Raw genomic sequence first — 2,525 nt, 5'->3', positions numbered from 1 at the left:
GAGGTGTGTCAACCTCAATGCACGCATGAGCGTCAATCGGTGTCCTGTGTGTCTGCGGCGAGCGGGTGCTGCCAGTAGCGGCGGGTGTACCAGCCGGGCGGGCGGGCTCGGCGCTCGCGTAGTGCGGCCAGCTCGCCGGGGTCGGCGTGGAGGATCCAGCGGTGAGGCGGCCTGGACTCGCGGCGGCCTCGCGCCCAGCCCTTGGTGGCCCAGTCGCGCAGGGTGATCGCGGGCATGCCGAGCTCGGTGGCGAGGTCGTCCAGCCACCACTCGTTCGGCCCTGGGGCTTCCCCGGGAGGGGAGGTGGGACGACGGCGTCGCCGGGGCGGGAAGCCGAGTTGGTCGAGAAGCCGGTCGACGGCACGATTACTGATCTTGTCGTGCCCCTTGGCCGCGCGGAATCCCTCGGCGGCCAGCCGTTCGACGATGGCTCTGGCTCGGTACCCCTGTTCGGCCAGTTCCCTGACCCGGTCCAGGAGTTGGGGGTAGTAGCTGAGCTGCTCCAGCCGGGCGACCGCGCGGGTGGCGGTGCCGGTGGTGGTGTGACCTCCGGCCCAGGTGATGGTGCAGGTCACCTGCTCGCTGTCGCCGACGATGGCGAGATGGACCTTCTCCACGACCGCGCGGATGATCTCCTTGCGGTCGGTGATCGTGGTGGTCTCGGCATGCCACAGCGCTGGGAGGTCGGCGGCGCGGGCGGTGATCTGCGCACGCTCGGCGGGTGTGAGGACGGGCGGCCGGGTGGCGGTGAAACGGGCGTAGTCCTCCTGCAGTTGCTGCTGGGCGGCGAGCGCCTGCTCCCATTCCTGCTCAAGTTGGCGCACGACCAGGCGGTTTTCGGGTTCGGCCAGGCGGTAGCGGCGGCGGGCGCGGTCCACGTCGATGCCGGCGCGTTCGATGCGCTGGCGCCAGATGTGGTCCACGCGGGCGCGGTCGGCCTCGATCTGCTCGACCGCGTGCAGGGAGACCGCGACGGCGGCGGGTTCCAGTGCGGCCAGGACGTGCGCGGTGACGTGGGTGTCGATGCCGGTGCCGGCCATCGCCTGGCACAGCCGTCCGCCGTAGTCGACCAGTTCGCGGGCGCAGGCGTAGTCGGCCTGGCGGTGGCCCTCGCGGACGTGGTAGCGCACGCTCATCCGTTTGCCGCACCGGCCGCAGTAGACCAGCCCCGACAGCAGGGCGCTGCCCCGGCGGGCGGCGCCGGGGGTGTCGGCCTTGCTCGCGTTGGCGGCGAGGCGGGCCAGGTTGTCCCGCCAGGTCTGCTCGCTGATGTAGGCCGGCAGCGCGCCGGGGATCATCACGATCCACTGGTCGGGGCCGACGACGACCTTGCCGGTGGACGGGCGGCCCGGGACCTTGCGGCGCGGGTCGACCCGGCGGCGCCCGTAGGCGTAGATCCCCGCGTAGATCGGACTGTGCAGCATCCACTGCAGCGTGGCCCGGTTGGGCCGCCGCCAGGTCAGCTCGCCCTTGCCCGGGCCGGAACGGGCCCGCATCGGTAGGTCGATCCCGTTAACCACGAGGTAGCGCAACACCCCGCTAAGGGTGCCCAACTCGGCGAAGGTGTCGAACACCAGCCGCACCGCGGAGCGGACCTGCTCGTCCGGGTCCAGCACCGCTTCCCCGGAGGGGCGGCGCACGTACCCCATCGGCAACGCGAAGCCCAGCTCGCCGCGGCGGGCCTTGCTGACCTTCCCGGCCTGCATCCGCTGCTTGATCAGGTGGAGTTCAACCTCTGACATCGTCCCCTTCAGCCCCAGCAGCATCCGGTCGTTGACCTCACCGGGGTCGTACACGCCGTCGGTGTCCGCCAGCAGAGTGCCCGACAGCGCGCACAGCTCCAGCAGTTGGTAGAAGTCCTTCCCCGAGCGTGCCAGACGCGACATCTCGATGCCCAGCACCAGCCCGACATGCCCCAGCGAGACCTCGCTGACCAGGCGCTGGAAGCCGGGGCGCGCCACCGCACTGGCGCCGGAGCGGCCCAGGTCGTCGTCGATGACCATGATCCGGGACGCCTGCCAGCCCAGCGCCGCCGCCCGGTCGACCAGCGCGTACTGCAGCCGGGTCGACTCCCCATGCTCAAGAACCTGCTGGCGGGTGGACTGCCGGATGTAAACGACCGCGAGCGCATCCCGATGCCGTCCGGTCACCTTGCCATCCACCCGTTCCCACGGCAGCACCGCACTCATGCCGCCGCACCCTCACCGCTCGGGCCGGGCGCATCCCCGGCCGCCGAATCCGGAGGCAGGCCCCGGCCCGCCAGGTCCGCCAGCCAGCGGACTGCCACCTGCCGGTTCACCTCCGGCAAGCCCGCCCAGATCTCCTCGATCGCCCCCGCCGGGGCCGGAATCTGGGGCGGGCGTCCCCTCCGCCGTCCACGACGACGCCTCCGCTCGATCGCCCTCGCGGGCCCGCATCCGGTCGACGACCTCGACCAGCCGCAGAAGCCCCTCACGTGCGATTATTGGCACATCTCCAGCCTGATATACCTTCATGTGTGCATTCTGGCTAGCGAATTGAGGAGT

General features: G+C 71.2%; 1 protein-coding gene. It reads right to left on the bottom strand.

Annotated elements, in window-relative coordinates:
- Positions 1 to 32: 32 nt before the first annotated feature.
- Positions 33 to 2,189: a recombinase family protein gene (locus ABZ904_RS51030; RefSeq protein ID WP_361831155.1), complete on the bottom strand. Its 2,157-nt coding sequence runs from the start codon at positions 2,187 to 2,189 to the stop codon at positions 33 to 35.
- Positions 2,190 to 2,525 lie beyond the last annotated feature (336 nt).

It is taken from the genome of Streptomyces sp. NPDC046900, assembly GCF_040644975.1.
Taxonomy (GTDB): domain Bacteria; phylum Actinomycetota; class Actinomycetes; order Streptomycetales; family Streptomycetaceae; genus Streptomyces.
This window is presented reverse-complemented; position numbering and strand designations above follow the sequence as displayed.